The 14597-nt window shown below is 56.4% G+C and carries 13 protein-coding genes and 2 pseudogenes; 10 read left to right on the top strand and 5 right to left on the bottom strand.

Annotated elements, in window-relative coordinates; translation table 11 throughout:
- The first annotated feature begins 326 nt into the window (after positions 1–326).
- The 9 genes and pseudogenes from tssI to H1Y61_RS25295 form a co-directional block, all read left to right on the top strand.
- The gene (tssI, locus tag H1Y61_RS25335; protein ID WP_180575578.1) at positions 327–2471 is read left to right on the top strand and encodes a type VI secretion system tip protein TssI/VgrG; all 2145 of its coding nucleotides are present in this window, start codon (positions 327–329) and stop codon (positions 2469–2471) included.
- A complete protein-coding gene (locus H1Y61_RS25330) occupies positions 2468–3130 on the top strand; it encodes a hypothetical protein (protein ID WP_180575577.1) in 663 nt (220 codons plus the stop codon). Before tssI ends, H1Y61_RS25330 begins: the two co-directional genes overlap by 4 nt.
- Positions 3127–4002 (top strand): hypothetical protein, encoded by an 876-nt coding sequence (locus tag H1Y61_RS25325; RefSeq protein WP_180575576.1) that lies wholly within the window; start codon positions 3127–3129, stop codon positions 4000–4002. The genes H1Y61_RS25330 and H1Y61_RS25325 overlap by 4 nt, the downstream gene beginning before the upstream one ends.
- A gap of 22 nt (positions 4003–4024) precedes the next feature.
- Positions 4025–4309 (top strand): PAAR domain-containing protein, encoded by a 285-nt coding sequence (locus H1Y61_RS25320; protein WP_180575575.1) that lies wholly within the window; start codon positions 4025–4027, stop codon positions 4307–4309.
- Between the two features lie 162 nt (positions 4310–4471).
- Positions 4472–5005: an AP2 domain-containing protein gene (locus H1Y61_RS25315; protein WP_180575574.1), complete on the top strand. Its 534-nt coding sequence runs from the start codon at positions 4472–4474 to the stop codon at positions 5003–5005.
- 209 nt (positions 5006–5214) lie between these two features.
- Positions 5215–5487 (top strand): WGR domain-containing protein, encoded by a 273-nt coding sequence (locus H1Y61_RS25310; protein WP_180575573.1) that lies wholly within the window; start codon positions 5215–5217, stop codon positions 5485–5487.
- A gap of 83 nt (positions 5488–5570) precedes the next feature.
- Positions 5571–5738 (top strand): annotated as a pseudogene (locus H1Y61_RS25305) (HU family DNA-binding protein); the annotation flags it as partial.
- A gap of 608 nt (positions 5739–6346) precedes the next feature.
- The gene (ltrA, locus tag H1Y61_RS25300; RefSeq protein ID WP_180575571.1) at positions 6347–7888 is read left to right on the top strand and encodes a group II intron reverse transcriptase/maturase; all 1542 of its coding nucleotides are present in this window, start codon (positions 6347–6349) and stop codon (positions 7886–7888) included.
- Between the two features lie 72 nt (positions 7889–7960).
- Positions 7961–8080: pseudogene (locus H1Y61_RS25295) on the top strand (HU family DNA-binding protein); the annotation flags it as partial.
- Between the two features lie 45 nt (positions 8081–8125).
- On the opposite strand, the gene H1Y61_RS25290 reads toward H1Y61_RS25295, so the two are convergent.
- A complete protein-coding gene (locus H1Y61_RS25290) occupies positions 8126–8437 on the bottom strand; it encodes a DUF736 domain-containing protein (RefSeq protein ID WP_041699667.1) in 312 nt (103 codons plus the stop codon).
- Positions 8438–8853: 416 nt separating this feature from the next.
- Positions 8854–9780: an AraC family transcriptional regulator gene (locus tag H1Y61_RS25285; RefSeq protein ID WP_180575620.1), complete on the bottom strand. Its 927-nt coding sequence runs from the start codon at positions 9778–9780 to the stop codon at positions 8854–8856.
- 81 nt (positions 9781–9861) lie between these two features.
- Between H1Y61_RS25285 and H1Y61_RS25280 the strand changes: the two genes are divergently transcribed.
- Entirely contained in the window at positions 9862–10689 is an 828-nt protein-coding gene (locus H1Y61_RS25280; protein ID WP_180575570.1) for an oxidoreductase, read from the top strand.
- 95 nt (positions 10690–10784) lie between these two features.
- Here H1Y61_RS25280 and H1Y61_RS25275 read toward each other — a convergent pair whose 3' ends face one another.
- From H1Y61_RS25275 to H1Y61_RS25265, 3 genes are all read right to left on the bottom strand, one after another.
- Positions 10785–11369: a hypothetical protein gene (locus H1Y61_RS25275; RefSeq protein ID WP_180575619.1), complete on the bottom strand. Its 585-nt coding sequence runs from the start codon at positions 11367–11369 to the stop codon at positions 10785–10787.
- A gap of 360 nt (positions 11370–11729) precedes the next feature.
- Positions 11730–12566: a DUF7007 domain-containing protein gene (locus tag H1Y61_RS25270; protein WP_235681007.1), complete on the bottom strand. Its 837-nt coding sequence runs from the start codon at positions 12564–12566 to the stop codon at positions 11730–11732.
- Between the two features lie 81 nt (positions 12567–12647).
- Complete coding sequence (locus tag H1Y61_RS25265) at positions 12648–14363, bottom strand: ParB/RepB/Spo0J family partition protein (RefSeq protein ID WP_180575569.1); 1716 nt, start codon at positions 14361–14363, stop codon at positions 12648–12650.
- Positions 14364–14597: the final 234 nt, after the last annotated feature.

Genomic DNA, 14597 nt, shown 5'->3' with positions numbered 1-14597 from the left:
ATGAACGCACATGATTGATTTCGAGTATCATGCTCATTGATCCTCGAACCTACTCCGGCAGGGGTGTGCAGCTTTTGATGGCACTGATGGGTCAGGATGCTTGGGTTTTGGCCTGTTGCTCAACAAAAAGCGACTGTTTAAAGCGAATTGCTGCGCAAGCACAACCAGGAAACAATCTACAACCGAGACCTTGACCTTTTGGTAGGGTGATCTAGGTTCCAAGTTCGATGTCGTGATTGCGACACTTCATGAGTGAATATTAGAATAGCCATTGCATGGCCAGCAATACGATCTGTTGATTTTGAAAACGACATTTGGGGGCTTCCATGGACGACGTTCTGTCACCCGCCGATTTCATCCAGGCCAGCCGTGTGCTAAAATTATCCTCGTCCCTGGGTGAAGACCAGTTGCTGCCTGAGCGGATGACGGTGGATGAAGGCGTCAATCGCCTGTTCGAAATCACTGTGTCAGTTCGGGCCAAGCGCGAGGCAGTCAAGCCTGAAGAACTGATCGGCAAGCTCGTTGATGTGTCCCTTGAAATCCGCCAGGGTGAACTGGATGGGGATGGCGTGCGCCGACCATTCAATGGACTGGTGACCAATCTGTCCGAGGGACCGCCGGTGACGCGCGGGCTTCGCTCCTATACCCTGACCATCCGTCCGCAACTGTGGCTGCTGTCGCGCCGTTCCGATTGCCGGATCTGGCAGAATATGACGGCCATCCAGGTGATGGAAACCCTGTTTTCTGAGCATGGCATTCCAGCCGCCGCATATGCGCCGATCCATAAACAGCCACCTTCACGCGAATTCAGTGTGCAATGGAATGAAAGTGATCTCGACTATCTGTTGCGGCGGTTCGAGCAAGAAGGGTTATTCTACTGGTTTGAACATGAGACTGGCGTTCATCGCCTGAAGGTCAGCGACAGCAAGGTGGCCTGGAGCCAGCCATCGGCTGCGGCAGAAGGTGTCGATACAGTCAGATTGGCCCAGGGTTCATCGGACCGCAACCACATCAACGAATGGATGCGGCAATTCTCCTATGTCCCCGGCCAGCGCGCCGGTGCGGACTGGAATTTTGAGACGCCCAGCACTGTGCCACTGAATGTCACGCCGTCACTGATCCAGATGCCAGGCGCCAAGCAGCGCGAGCTTTACGAATATCCAGCCCGTATCAGCGATGTCAAAGAAGCCGAAGTGGCAGAAACCTTTCGAACGCAGGCGACGGAAGCCGACCATGAGCGGGTGACGGGCCAGTCCAATGTGCGCTTTCTGGAAGCGGGCCGCCGGTTCACGCCCTATGAGGAGCCGCATCCGGAGCATAAATACGAAGAGCATGTGATTACCCGCATCATGCATCGGGTGGTGGACCGCTCCTATGAGACGGCCAGCAATGAGATGGAATATGCCAACGCGTTTGAGGCCATTCCATCACGCGTTCCGCTAACGCCGCACCGGGAGACCAGGCGTCCGCGTATTGAAGGTGCGCAGGTGGCGATTGTTGCAGGGCCATCGGGTGAGGAGATCCACACCGACAAATATGGGCGCATCAAGGTCTGGTATCCCTGGGACCGGCGAGCCAAGAAGGATGGTAGCGATACCTGCTGGGTGCGGGTTGCCCAGAACTGGGCGGGCGGCCAATGGGGAGGACAGATCATCCCGCGCATCGGCATGGAAGTGATGGTTGCTTTCATCGATGGCGATCCGGACCGGCCGCTTGTGACGGGCGTCGTGCCAAATCCCAAGAATCCAGTGCCTTATCCGCTGCCAGCGAATAAGACGAAGAGCGTGTTCAGAACCAACACGCATAAGGGAAATTCAGTAGATAAATTTAATGAATTAACTTTTGAAGATGCGACAGATGACGAGGAAATCTATATCCATGCGCAAAAGGATCTGACGGTTAAAGTGAAAAATCATAAAACCGAAAGAATAGATTCAAACCGCGTGGTATCTATCGGCGGCGCTGCAATCACAGAGGTTCAAAGAACAGATATCCGAAACATCGGCCAAAGCATGGCAATTAATGTGGGTACTGGACCGGCTGGGGATATAGCAAGAGGCCAACTTCTCGAAAACGTATTCGGAATCCGCAGTTCCGGATATTTTCTGACGGATACGCTACCCCTTATGACAGGAGTGGGCAATTTTTCAGTCTCTGCATCCTCAACGATCACGATGAGTTCCATGGCCGGATCGATCCATACGACTGGTGGAGCGCTATTTGTGTCTGTCGGGACCGACCATACACAAAACGTTGGTGGGACGGTACGGATTGCTGCTGGAGAAGACTTTGATGAAGTCATCCATGGCCGAAAGACAATTGATGCGCATGGAGAGTTGCATCTTCGTTGCGGAAAATCAGAAATACTGATGAAGCCGGACGGCTCAATACTTATCAAAGGAATAAAGTTAAACGTTGAGCAAGATGCTAATATAACTATGAAATCTCAAGCGATTGATTTCAAAAAATGATGCCCAGGAAAGCAACTTATGCGCCGTTTGTTAAAAAATCACTGATTGCGGCAACATTTATTTTCCTCATCATTGCGCTGATTTTCTGCTCTAAAGAGGATGATAGAGTGAAAGCACATATGACAATTTACCTCGCGGGGCCTCTCTTAGCGAAGGGGGGCACAGTCATCGTTGTCGCAAATCCTATTCCAGTTCAGCAATGGAAAAATCTTCCATCCGGTCCGAATTCTACAAAGGATGATCCCTCCTACCTCAAACGAAGACTGGAAACCATGCACCCCGACGACCGGTTGTTCGGCGTGGTTGCTCGAACTCAGGTTAGCATCGTTAAATTTGTCTATCCAGAAGATGGGACATTCAGCTTCAATTTCCTGCCACTGGCAGGAGAAGGAAAAGATAGCGTTACATCCAGAGAAGTATCATTCGGATCTCGTACCAAGGGGGAAAATGACCAGTCCGAAGAAGCCTGGCACTATTTTTCTGCTGTCGAAATTCAAGGGCCTGAATCATCGGATGCTGATAGCCGAGGTATTGTATCGTATGTAGGTCGACTTATGGAGCTACACCCCGCTGAAACTCAATATGAAGGCTCTGTCCTTTATTCTCTGTCTAGTGAGCAAATTGATAAAGTTGTTCCCCCTGGGGAGAGTCGGCCATGAGTAAACTGACGCTTTATACGCGGTCTTTTCATCCGGATAAAAATTTCGGAGTGGGTGGATTAGGATTTGAGGGAGATAATCGAAAGTTCAGTTCAAATCCAAAAGCGACAGCTAGAGTCTTCCACTATATTGATATTGATGTAACCGCGTCAGAATTCGGAGCCGCAACTTGTGGATCGAATCATAGTGAAAACGCGGTCGCTAAAGCGTCCGGTGCGAACTGGATTCTGTCCCATGTTGGAGCCGAGTTTAGCCAGGATTACAAGGAAAAGAGAACACAGCCACGTTATTCCGAAGATCCTAAAAACATCACCCCTTATCGACAAGATGGTGATCAAAGCATCAATATAACAGTCAAATATGCAGGACAGAATTTTGCATTTCCATGGGCTAGCACCGCCAAGGGCAATTGGGTATGGCGTCATCTTGTTCCCGATCTTGACGTCATTAACAAGGTATCGATCCGTATCGATCGGAAATCAAAAAAAGCAATTGTAACCTGTAATATTTCTGGCGACAGTTTCCCCAATTGCGAGAGTTTTATTATCGACGGTAGTGGTAATGTGCTGTTTTTGGCAAGCCATATCCGGGTAGGGACCGCCGCATTTCAACTGCCCGGAGGTCGAGCAATTTCCATGTGCAACACACTTTTGGAGGTTGATTGGAATCCCGACGATACATTTGGTTCCCAGGTAAACGTGCAGTTTTGTCATGACTATGCGTCAAGCGGCGGGCCTTTTGATATTGCGTCGGGAGCAATGAGCCGCGAGAAATGGAACGCAGCTCATACAGGGCGCGATGCAAGCGGGTCGGTTACCAGGCAAGTTGAGGACCATATACCGTTGTCGCTACTCGTATCACCCGCGTACTAACCTTTTGGGGAGGTAAACTGCTATGGGCCAACCCGTTTCTTTAAAGGGTCACAACCACTCCTGCCCATTATCAAGGCATAAAGGTGGGCCGGTGACAGAAACACAACAAAGCTTTGTGACTGTTGAAGGAATTCCAATTGCAACCGTTGGAGATGTTTGTCTCTGTACAGGAGTTCCTACTGATGACAGCATTTCTTCGGGGTCGATCTTAGTAAGCATAGAGGGAAAAAAAGTTGCCCGTATAGGCGATTCCTGTAGCCACGGCGGACAGCTTATCGAAGGAATAGAGTGGGTTACATTCGATTAGATTATATTTCAATCGTTGGTGCCAGCTCTATGCGATCTGAATTTCAGTGGAAGATTGAAAGGCATTTTACAAAGAATGGTCCAACTACCCAAAATGACGTCATCGAATCTAGAACCGTCCGGACCAGACAATGACCGTAAGAAACGATTTCACGACGAGGCAATGTACGCAATCCAGCGCGTGGATACGAACCGCCATCGTCAGAATGCTTGGCTGGTCCACTTGACCCGTGGCGGAAAAACAATCCAGATGACCTTTAGTGATGGGACCTATGGTGGCAAGGAACCGGCGCTGGAAGTCGCGCAAGCCTACCGCGATGCCGTTCTCCGGGTCGTACCCCCATTGAGCAACAATGATATGCGCATGTTGGTGCGCAAAAATCGCTCAGAAGGCAGCAGCGTGCCGGGCGTCTATTATATCGGACCCACCGGGGCGCATAAAACCGGTATCTGGATGGCTCGTATTGAGATCGCCCTTGATGATAAAACGCCGATCCCTGCAGGAAAGCGCCGCCGCCGACAGTTTACGCGCACCTTCAACGTCAGCAAATTCGGCTATGAGGAAGCCCGCCGTATGGCGGAAGAAGAACGCATTCGCATGGTCATGGCTGTCGAAAATGGCGAAGATCCGGCTTTACGCAGCCCGCAAGCTTTGAAACTTCATGAGAAGCTTACTCGAGACGACAACGACGATTAGAGAAGGCATTGTCTTCAGCACCACCAGAAAAACGGCCGCTTTTCTGGTGGTCGTGAATAGACCGATATTGGCGTGAGAAAATCACAAGAAAACCCGTTTGAACTTCATCTTACCGACGTGATGGCGGCGGGCGGCGTTATGTTTGTGCGGCACCCGGGATCAATCAATCTGTTTTTGATCCGGGCCGTATAGACGCAGAACATTGAAATTTGATCCCTGCCCCAACGCCCTACCACATCTATGTCGAGCGTATCGCGCCGGAACAGAACATGGCGCGGTTCTATGCGCTTGCTGTTCAGCCGACATTGTTCGGAGAGGTGTCGCTTGTGCGCGCCTGGGGCCGGATCGGAACGCGCAGACAGCAGATGGTGCGTCTGTTCGACAATGAGAGCCAGGCCACCAACCTGTTCCTCGACGTGCTTCGCAAGAAGCGCAAACGAGGTTATCGGCCAAAACGACCTGTGGACATCCAGCGGATCTGACCCTCGTCCCAATCCTCGCCGATGACAATCCGCACATAAGCTGACACGGATTTTATCTTTGTGAGAAGATGCAAGGAATTTCCATGACCACCACCAATGAAATCGCCGACAAGATCGCCGCCGACAACGGCCTGACAAAGGTTCAGGCCAAGGGCATCGTCGAATCCGTGTTCCAGGCCATCGCCGACGCCGCAGGCTCCGACATGGAAACGTCAATCCCCGGCTTCGGCAAATTTAAGGTGAGTGCGACGTGAAGTCGCCTAAGTAATTGTTTGTACGGGATTTATATCCCGGGCCAAACCTGATGTTCCGTCATCAGTAGCCTACCGGCACATGCGGGACTGGTAACGGTTCGGTTTGAAGCTGCCGGGACAATGTAGCCGGGCCTTCGGGCCATGCCGATGTCGTGAGGCTTAGGCATCTTCTGCGAGCATCAGTGCGGATGGGGCGCTAGGCTGGGTGGTATGATCAATGCAAATGAACTGCTGATAAACGTCGTGAAATTTGACAAGCCAAAGATGCTGACAGGCTTGAACCAAAAGGTGTGCGGGCGGCTGCTTCCCTTGACCTTGGAGGCACACGGACGAAGGACCGCCGGCGGATAGGCAGGATCTAACCCACTCGCGTTATTTAGGTGAAACACGGTAAACCCGTATCGTCGCCCGGCAACGGGCAGGCCGACCGCAAGGGAAGTTGTTGGCGGTGCGGGCAGAGGATGTCGGAGAAAGCGAACGCCGGACTGTAATGGTTTGGACAGGGGTTGCGGCTCGCCAACATCACCCCGCCCGAAAGGGAGCAGACTTCCGACGGGTCTCCCGTTGCGAGAGAATGTGCAGAACCTCGGCAGGAGGACAGGCAAATGACGGTCACAACAGTGACTGGTGCGGCCTCCCGCGAAGCGGTGAGCTGGGACCAGATTGACTGGCGCAAGGCTTACCAACACGTGCGATGGCTGCAGATGCGTATTGCGAAGGCGGTTAGGGAAGGTCGCTGGGGCAAGGTGAAAGTCTTGCAACGGCTGCTGACCCACTCGTTCAGCGGCAAAGCGCTTGCCGTGAAACGGGTTACTGGAAATCAGGGAAAGAGAACACCCGGAGTGGACCGGATTATCTGGGACACACCGGATAAGTGCGTCAGAGGATTATTGTCGCTCAAACGGCGTGGGTATCATCCTTTGCCATTGAGGCGGGTATATATCCCGAAAGCAAATAGCAAGAAACTGCGTCCGCTCGGTATTCCGACGATGAAGGACAGGGCCATGCAGGCACTTCACCTGCTCGCTCTGCTACCTGTCGCGGAAACGACGGCAGACCCGAATTCGTACGGTTTCCGACCGTTTCGAGCGACCCGTGATGCGGCCCGCCAGTGCTATATCGCTCTGCGCGGGCGCGGCACGGCGGAATGGGTCTTAGATGCGGACATTGCTGGTTGCTTCGACGAAATCAGCAAAGACTGGCTCATCGCCAACATCCCCATGGACAAGGTGGTGCTCCGGAAATGGCTGGACTCCGGTTACATACAGGATGGTGATTGGCACGCGACGAAAGCGGGTACTCCGCAAGGGGGAATAATCTCGCCCACGCTCGCCAACATGGCCTTGGACGGAATGGAAAAGATGTTACGGGACTTCTACGGCCCAAGACGTCGCAACAGCCTGACCAAGGTCCACTTGATACGTTACGCCGATGACTTCGTCGTCACAGGTGCTTCGAAAGAGGTGCTTGAGGAGGCGAAATCTCTAGTCGAGGACTTTCTGTCGGAACGAGGCCTGTCTCTGTCTGAAGAAAAGACTCGCATCGTGCGGGTCGAGGAAGGTTTCGATTTCCTCGGCTGGAACGTGCGCAGATATGATGGGCACACCCACATCAAGCCCGCCAAGAAGAACGTGGCGGCGTTCATGCGCAAGATCCGAACTATCATCAAGGGTGCCGCCGATGTGAAACAGGAGTATCTGATAATGCGGCTGAACCCGGTCATCCGGGGATGGACCAATTATCATCACAACCAGGTGGCGAAGGAGACCTTCCGTAAGGTCGATCATCTCATCTGGAAGTGTCTCTGGCAGTGGGCCTGTCGTAGACACCCGGACAAGCCGCTTCGCTGGGTGAAGTATCGTTACTTCGCTCGGGAAGGTACGCGAGACTGGGTATTCCGCACAGGGATGAAGGATAAGGCAGGAAACCTCAAGTTCATCCGCCTCATCCACGCGTCCGACGTACCGATACGTCGCCACTGCAAAATCCGGGCCGAAGCAAATCCTTTCGATCCCATGTGGGACAGCTACTTCGCCGGAAGGCGCGGTATGCCGTCGGAAGTTACGGATCGGCCCGGTGATTCCACATCTCAAACCGATGCACAGGAACTGGCGGCTCTGGTCAAACAGGGCTTGGCGGAGGCTTGAGCTGTATGCTGGGAAACTCGCACGTACAGTTCTTAGGGAGGAGCGGCCCGGCAACGGGTCGTTCCTACCCGACAAACATCACCTGAGCGCGAGGGTCGCAATCCCGCGACCGGAGAAAAAATGACTGTTGCAGCTTCGAAGAAGCTGACTTTCGCGCCTGCCAAGGCCCTCAAGGATGCACTGAACAAGTGATCCCTGACGTGGAGAGCCCCGCCTTGGCGGGCGGGGCATCCAGTCTCAGTCCCGGTTCGACCGGGACCAGATGAGGGAGAGGCCTTCCTCGCCTTCGACCTCGATCAGCGTTGCGTAGATCGGAGCCGGGAAGCTCGGGTCGTCGAGCTTGACGGAGAGGTAATCGCGACCTTCGTTCGAGGTCTTCTTCCAGGCAGCGCCGAATTCGACCGTAGCCCCGGCGAGGATGCGGTAGTCCGGTCCCTTTTCGGAAGTGCGCTCGACGGCGCGGATGGTTGCCTTGACGTTGAGGTTGAGGGTCTTGATGGTGCCGGAGAAGCCGTTTCCGGAAGCGGTGAAAGAGCCGATGGTTGCCATTGTCGTAATCCTTTTCGGTTGTTCGGGCCGCGTCCATCGCGGCCTCGATGGCAGTCGATAGGACCGGGGACGATCGGCCTGCATCCAACGGACCGAAACGGAGTGGAGGACGGCCAGGGAGAGGCTTTCTTGCCTCGCGAGGAATGGGCGCTTCAGCGCACAGGGGAAGAAAACGAGCCGGCCGTTGCGGATGCCGATCGAGCCGAGCCTCGCGAGGCGGTCTTTGGTCAGACATGCCCCATCGAGACCGCAGTGGACGTGCCGGCTGACAGATCAAGTGGTACGACTATGGCATTATCGGGAGGTGTCGAATGGGAACAGGTTGCATAGTGGCCACAACTCCCAATCGAATGGTCGTAGCGAACGCCCACCTGTGACAGATTGCCGGAACGGGCACTATGCCTCCTCGCTTAGACTCAGACGAGTTCGCCAAGGTGGTGTCTGACCCATTTGGCCTCTTCCGACGCTGTGCGACCGAAATGTCGCTTAAAGTCTCGGCTGAACTGGGCCGGGCTTGCATAACCGACTGACGTCGCGACCATCGCAATCGTCTTTTCCTGGCGGGCGATGATCAATCTTGCTTCTTGCAGCCGCATGGCCTTCACGTATTGCATCGGACTGGTGCCAGTCAGGTCCTTGAAATGTACATGGTAGGACGGCACGCTCATGCCCACCCTGCCTGCCAGGTCGGCGATGGAGATTTCAGTGCTGTAGTGCTCCCGCAGCCAGGCCAGGCTCCGGAAGATTTTCCCGTATGGCCCACTGTGCTGAAGCGCGGCAATCATTGCGCCGCCTTGCGGACCGACCAGCACCCGATAGTGCAGTTCGCGCAGAATGCCCGCACCCAGAACGGCACTTTCGACCGGACTGCGAAGCGCCCTCAACAGGCGTAACAGGACGTCCTCGATGTCAGCATCCATCTTGTTCGACATCAGACCGCGTGGCGGATGACCAGCCAGCTCGCTGCGCTTTTCGACCTGCAGGGCGATCTCAGCCGCCAACTGCATATCGAATTCGAGATAGACCGCAAGCAATGGCCGCTTCGGACTGGCGGTCGATTCCATCCGGAAAGGCACGGGGACAGAAACAGCCAGATAGTGGTCTTCATCGTAGCGGAAGATTTCTCCGTCCAGCATGCCCTGCTTGCTGCCCTGAAGGACGAACACCGCGCCTGGGTTATAGAGGACCGGGACATCGTGGAGCACGGCCTCAGTGCGCAGAATGCGAACGGGATCGAGTCCGGTCGGATTGTATCCGTGACGCGTGGCTAGACCGCCGGCCAATTCTACCAGCTGGTCTCGCATCGATTGGCGATGTCCGTCAATCATAGGATTTGGCAACAACTTCATCGGATCTGCAATCGTTCAGCCGGACGATTAATACTATCGGTCAAACGTCTCTGCAATCAAGGAAGTTCGCACATCATGTCGAGAAAGACCTTTTTCATCACCGGCGCAAATTCCGGTTTCGGCCTGGCCATCGCTACAGCTGCTGCCCGGATGGGCCATCAGGTGATCGGCACCGTCCGATCCGAGATAGCACGCTCGGCGCTTGCCGCAGCCGTACCCGCCATTCACCCCGTCCTTTGCGACGTAACCGCGTTCGACCGGATACCGGATGTCGTCCGTGATACGGAAGAGAAGCACGGGCCGGTCGATGTGCTCATCAACAATGCCGGTTACGGCCACGAGGGCGTCATCGAAGAATCGCCTCTCGAAGAGATGCGAAGACAGTTCGACGTCAACGTCTTTGGCGCTGTAGCTGTCGCCAAGGCGTTTATTCCCAGGTTCCGCGAACGGCGCCAGGGTTTCATCGTCAATGTCACGTCGATGGGCGGCATGATCACCATGCCCGGTATCGGGTATTACTGTGGCAGCAAGTTTGCGCTGCAAGGCATATCGGAAGTGATGCGTTCAGAAATGGCGCCGTTCGGCGTGCATGTGACGGCGTTATGCCCCGGCTCTTTCCGCACAGACTGGGCCGGACGTTCGATGATCCGCACGGAAAGGTCGATCGCGGATTACGATTCCCTTTTTGATCCGATACGCGAGGCCCGGCAGGCAGTCAGTGGCAAGCAGCTTGGGGATCCAGAGAAACTCGCTGCAGCCGTCTTGATCCTAGTTGAGACCGATAACCCGCCACCGCAGCTTCTCCTTGGCAGCGACGCTCTCAAGCATGTATCGGCAAGAATCAAGCGTCTTCAAGAAGAGATCGATGCGTGGACGTCCGTGACGGTATCGACGGACGGCTGACCGGAGAAAGAGGGCGCTCGGACCCTACGGCGCATTTACCCATTTATGATTTTTCTAAATGAGGCCTCAGGCGGGGCCGAAGCCCCGCGATCGTCCTATTCGAATGCTGCCATCTGGACCGTTGCGGCCTTTTGATCGACCGAGTTGGCGGGCTGCTCGACCGTGCGCTCGTAAGGCTTCCAGGTTTCGCCTGTGATGTCCTCGTAGGCGGAGACGGCGCCTTCGGCTGCCATACGAAGCACATGGGCCTGCAGACCCATGTCGGCTGCGAACTCGCGCTTGCGCTGGGCGCGGCTGTCGAAGCCTACCGGGCCATCGAGGTCCTCGTCTCTGGTATCGTTGGAGAGCTTCGTGGTGAGATCGCGGGCTTCGGTTACCGCGCGGCTGTAGAATTGCCCCGCGCCGTAGGCGGAGCCGACGAAGGATCCGACGATGCGCTGCATGTGGATCTGCATGGCCTTTTCGGCAAGGCCGTCCTTCAGGGCATCGGCGCTTTCGATCAACTGACCGCGGTGGAGATCGCGGATCCCGTCGCTGTCGATGAGGGCAAGGCCGAAGCTTTCGGAGATGCGCAGTGCCTGGGTGGCGTCGGGGCAGGCGAGCCTGACCATTTCGAGTGTGGTGACACGCTGGGATTTTACGGAACGGTTCTTCTGGGTGGAGCGGTTGAGCGGTGCCATGATCGGATCCTTTATGAGCGATGTTTCAGCGAAGCCCGGGGTGCCGGTCGTCGTCCGGCTCAGCCCCTTGGGTGCGGGCAAAAGGACATGGGCACCAGCGGCCCGGCCCAAGGTCAGGGCATCGCCAGGAGGAGCGAGGATGGTTTGCGGATGGTGCTGCCCGCACTTGCGGGCTGCGACAGACGCGGACCTGCCTTGCGACGAGGCGAGGATCCTGCCGCAACGCGGCGCGCCAGCGGCCTTTGACCGGGACGCGCCCATGTCAGACCGCAGCAAAACCGAGGTGCTGTGCCGGCCGACAATCTGGTCCACGACAGCATGATGCAATCGCCATGGCGATCCGACCTTGGCACCGCCGCGTCATTCACAAGGGGCCCGACAAATCTCGACCACACCACACTCCAGTGCAAGCGAGTTGCCCCTTGCCTTGGCTTCCGCCTTCGATCGAAGCGTCACCGCACCCTCGACTTGGACAGACTTTCCGCTCTCATCCGGCTCGGTTGATCTACGTGCCGTGATCGGTACGCGGCCATGCGGTGCTTGCATTTCCACCGCGCCTTCGTGTGTCACGAAGCTGGACGGACCGTCATATGGCTGGTGCTTCAGTGGATCGATGACGAAGCCATGTTGGCCGATCACGTAGTCGGAGCGTGGAACAAGAAACCGTCGTTCATCGATCCCCCCACGGATCCCGCCTAGCGTCGCGATGCACTCGACAAAGCCAGGCTGTTGATCGGAATTGAGGGCTGCGATGACCACCCAGTCGTTGCGATGGCGACTCTCGAATTCCTGCCGGTCCCGCATGTGAGAGTGACTGCCGTTCAGTATTGCGCCCGTGACGCACTCGTAGGCATCAGGGAAATAGTCGCGAAGCGTGCGATCGGCCAACCGACGTTCATAGGTCGTGAATAGATGCGGGAAAGCATGGACAACCTTCGCCCATTCACAATCCTCTTCGTAAAATTCGGTGTCATTACGATAGAGGGCATGGACGATGGCATTGGTATTCTCGGCGAGATGGAAACCACCATGACTGGCGGTCGAATGCAGAACGATACCGTCGGCATATTGCCGCGAGACCTGTGCCATGCCCCAAGGCGTCGATGCTCCTGCTTGTATCGTTGGCCGTTCCAATGACCTTAGTTCGGCCTCATGCACCGCTTTTTCTGTGGCCATGTCATCATGGATCTCTGCCATGACAAACTCCTTCTGATTGCCCGAAACGAAAACGCCGCCGGCGTGAGCCAGCGGCGTCGGTTCAGATCCTGTTGCCTGGCGCTATTCGGCAGCCTCGCGGAAACCCTCGTCGGCCTCTTCCTCGGCGGCGGAATGGTCAACCAGTTCACCACCGACAAGCTGATCTTCGAGAGTATCGGGATCGTGAGCGGCATCCTCCAATCCGCTGTCGACGCTGGCAAAACGTCCAGCCCAGGACCGCACGTCGTCCGTGGAAGGCGCGAGCAGCGCTGCCGGATGCACCAGCTTGTCCTCGGCAAAATGCTCGACCAGAGCCGCGCGGGTATCCTTCACCTTGATCCGACCGGGCACGCCCGCCGTTTCCGCGGTCGCCTCCAGCGCAGTGCGGGACAGGCATGAGAGGAAGTCGTCGGTCGCCATATTGGGCAGGAACTCGTCAGCGCCGATGGCGTCGCCGGCAATACGGGCGATCAGGCAGCTATCTGAGCGATTGCGCCGAAGAGACAGGACTTCGACCAGGACCGAGCGCGCAGCCTGCAGCAGTGTCTCACGATCGAAGGACAGCTTGCCGTCCTCGCCAATCAGCCTAGCAGCATGTGGGCCGCATTTTGCATGACCATAGGGATTGTCCGATGCACCGCTGGCGATGCTGACATTCGTGCCGGTAAAGGCCAGAATGAGCAGAGCCATCAACGTATCGTCCTCGATCGGCGCACGGGCGAGCGCCTCGTGCAGAGCGTCCGTCCGCAAGTCGCCGATCATGTCGAGACCCTTCTGGGTCACATCGGGCCGCACTTTCGGCGTCTCAACCTCCTCGACGATGGTTTCGACACCATCGAGATCCTTGACCAGCTTTGGCTTCTTCGCCTCTGGCATGCGATAGGCAACCGATTGAACTGAGCCGTCTCGCGCGTTGATGTACCATCCGGTCAGGTCACCCTTGCCGGGCTTGCCGTAGACCTGTTGCGCTTTGGCAGGCAGCTTGGCCTGGCCATATTCATTGGCCTCGATAACCGAGCCGCGCTTCGGCAGGTTGTCGGCGAGCCATTCCTGCTGAGCACCGAGAAACGCCTCGACGTCCGTGGTATAGCGGCTGTCCTCGTCAGCGGGTGCAAACAGGTCCTCGACCCAGGTGATGCCGTAAGCCTGTGCCAGATCGTCGCCGAAACTTGCATGTTTGGCGAGCATCCGGGTCGTGGTCAGTGCCCGAGCAACCTCCCACCACGGCACCTGCGGATCCTGCTTCTTCGGCTTGTACTTCTTCCACACCTCGGCCTGCTCATCCTGTCCGGCGGCGGCGATTGTGCGCAGTTGCTGCTCGTTCGGCATGTCACCGCGCGCCATCTGGTCGAGCATCGCGGGCAGGATATTGGCCAGAAGCCGCAGCTTGCGGATCTGCCGGCTCGGAAGTGCCAGCGCCATGGCGATCGACTCCTCGGTCCATCCGAGAGCTACCAGCCGCTCGATGGCGCGCCATTGGTCGACCGGATTCAGCGGTTCGCGGGCGATGTTTTCGGCAAAAGACTGCATGGCGCCGAGATCGTCGGAGGGATCTGCCAGCAGCAGCGGGATTTCCACGAGATCCGCGGCAATCGCCTGGGCGGCGCGGCGATGGCCAAAGACGATGATGTAACTGTTTCCACCCTCCGGATCGAGTTTGACGATCGGTGGCTGCACGACGCCGATGGCCCTGATCGATGCGCAGAGCAGCGCGTCGGACTGGAGTGAGGATTTCGACTGGCGGGACCGGTCAGGATTGTCCTTCAGGCTGCGCGGATCGGCTGTAATCAACTGCATGGGAATGACCTTTCGGTTTCGGGCGGACGGACTGTCCTTGCCTCCTCATCTTCTTCTCGAAGACATCTCCCGAACCGCAGGACGAGCCGGCGGCTGCAATTGCGCCGGAGCAAACCTGGCTTGCGGGAGAGCGAGGCACACCTGCCTTGCGAGACAAGCTGGCCCGGTCTCAGCGACCGGCGCGATTGAGGGAACCGTCAGCCGTTGGACTGTGCTGCGAGCGCGCTATTCCCT

This window comes from Agrobacterium vitis, from assembly GCF_013426735.1.
Classification (GTDB): Bacteria; Pseudomonadota; Alphaproteobacteria; order Rhizobiales; family Rhizobiaceae; genus Allorhizobium; species Allorhizobium vitis_D.
This window is presented reverse-complemented; position numbering and strand designations above follow the sequence as displayed.

Excerpts from the sequence above, each read along its gene's own strand:
- H1Y61_RS25270 (WP_235681007.1), bottom strand. The coding sequence starts at position 12,566 with ATGGCAGAGATCCATGATGACATGGCCACAGAAAAAGCGGTGCATGAG.
- H1Y61_RS25325 (WP_180575576.1), top strand. The coding sequence starts at position 3,127 with ATGAGTAAACTGACGCTTTATACGCGGTCTTTTCATCCGGATAAAAAT.
- tssI (WP_180575578.1), top strand. The coding sequence starts at position 327 with ATGGACGACGTTCTGTCACCCGCCGATTTCATCCAGGCCAGCCGTGTG.
- H1Y61_RS25275 (WP_180575619.1), bottom strand. The coding sequence starts at position 11,369 with ATGGCACCGCTCAACCGCTCCACCCAGAAGAACCGTTCCGTAAAATCC.
- ltrA (WP_180575571.1), top strand. The coding sequence starts at position 6,347 with ATGACGGTCACAACAGTGACTGGTGCGGCCTCCCGCGAAGCGGTGAGC.
- H1Y61_RS25280 (WP_180575570.1), top strand. The coding sequence starts at position 9,862 with ATGTCGAGAAAGACCTTTTTCATCACCGGCGCAAATTCCGGTTTCGGC.
- H1Y61_RS25320 (WP_180575575.1), top strand. The coding sequence starts at position 4,025 with ATGGGCCAACCCGTTTCTTTAAAGGGTCACAACCACTCCTGCCCATTA.
- H1Y61_RS25315 (WP_180575574.1), top strand. The coding sequence starts at position 4,472 with ATGTACGCAATCCAGCGCGTGGATACGAACCGCCATCGTCAGAATGCT.
- H1Y61_RS25265 (WP_180575569.1), bottom strand. The coding sequence starts at position 14,363 with ATGCAGTTGATTACAGCCGATCCGCGCAGCCTGAAGGACAATCCTGAC.
- H1Y61_RS25330 (WP_180575577.1), top strand. The coding sequence starts at position 2,468 with ATGATGCCCAGGAAAGCAACTTATGCGCCGTTTGTTAAAAAATCACTG.
- H1Y61_RS25290 (WP_041699667.1), bottom strand. The coding sequence starts at position 8,437 with ATGGCAACCATCGGCTCTTTCACCGCTTCCGGAAACGGCTTCTCCGGC.